This window comes from Streptomyces triticirhizae, from assembly GCF_003696235.1.
In the GTDB taxonomy this organism is placed as follows: Bacteria; Actinomycetota; Actinomycetes; order Streptomycetales; family Streptomycetaceae; genus Streptomyces; species Streptomyces triticirhizae.
The window spans coordinates 1-1,201 of sequence record NZ_RFFJ01000401.1 but is presented as its reverse complement, the minus strand read 5'-3'; the positions used below and the strand labels follow the sequence as shown (position 1 = coordinate 1,201).

Sequence of the window (1,201 nt, the reverse complement as noted above, 5' to 3'; positions counted from 1 at the left end):
CCGCGAGGCGGCGCTCGACGCGGCGGACCCGGCGCGGCGGCCGCGCCCGCCCGTGCCGGTGACGCTGGTGCACGGCGCGGCGGACGGCCAGGTGCCGGCCGATCTTTCCCGCCGTTTCGCGGAACGCCACGGCGCCCGGCTGGAGTCGCTGCCGGGCGTCGGCCACTACGCGCCGCTGGTCCCCGGCCTCCCGGCCGGGGCCTGGCTGCTGGACCGCCTGGCCGAGGCGGCCGAACGGTGAGCGGTGGGGGCCGAACGGCGCGGGGGCGCGGCGGTCACCCGCCGTTCCAGGCCGGGTCGAGCGCCGGGTCGAGGCCGGGGGCGAGTGGCGGGTCCAGCGCGGGGTCCCACGCCGGGTCCTGGGCGGGGTCCTCCCGGGGCTGGTCCCGGGGCTGGTCGGGCGCCGGGTCCCGGTAGGGCTCCCGGGCGTCCTCGGCGAAGGCCACGGAGTCGGTGAGGCGGGCGTAGGCGACGATGTTGGAGTCGTAGCCGCCGTCGTCGGTCCACCGGCCGCCGCAGGTGATCAGGCGGAGTTGGGGCGAGGTCACCGAGCCGTAGACCCGCTCGTCGGGGAAGTCCGACTTGGGGTACTGCTCGACGGAGTCCACCGTGAAGATCGCGATGTCCCCGTTGGCCCGGTCGATCTCGATGGTCTCGCCCGGCTGGAGCGAGCCGAGGCCGGCGAACGCGGCCGGCCCGTCGTAGGTGTCCAGGTGGCCGACCAGGATCGCGGCGCCGCGCTCGCCGGGGGAGACCCCGCCGGCGTACCAGGCCGCGCGCTGGGCGTCCTCCTCGGACGGCGAGGGCGGGCCGCCGTCCGGCGCCAGGTCGGCGCCGAACACCTCGACGTCCGTGGCCAGATAGGGGATGCGGACCCGGATCGGCACCGCGCGCTCCAGCGGCGGGGCGACCGCCACCTCGCCCTCGGCGCCTGAGCCGGACAGGTTCGCCGTGGAGCCCGCGTCGGGGGCGGCGGCCGGCGCGTCCACCGCGTCCGGCCGGGACACCCCCTCGGCGATGCTGCTGGAGGCGCGCGCCTCCCGGACCGAGGCGCCGCCGTCGCTCGGCGCGAACACGCCGACCAGCAGCCCGATCACCACCACCGTCACGGCGACGGTGGTCTCCAGGCGGCGGGTGCGCGACGCCTGCCGCTGGTGCCGGGTGCGGGTGCCGGGCGGCGGGGGCGGGGGCCCGGCGGCGC

1 protein-coding gene and 1 pseudogene are annotated in these 1,201 nt (G+C 78.9%); one reads left to right on the top strand and one right to left on the bottom strand.

All coding sequences use genetic code 11. From position 1 onward, the window contains the following. Window positions 1-241 (top strand): annotated as a pseudogene (locus EBN88_RS31045) (alpha/beta hydrolase); the annotation flags it as partial. A 34-nt stretch (window positions 242-275) separates the two neighbouring features. On the opposite strand, the gene EBN88_RS32515 reads toward EBN88_RS31045, so the two are convergent. Next, window positions 276-1,201: class F sortase (locus EBN88_RS32515; protein ID WP_147472929.1), on the bottom strand; the 926-nt coding region annotated here is incomplete at its 5' end.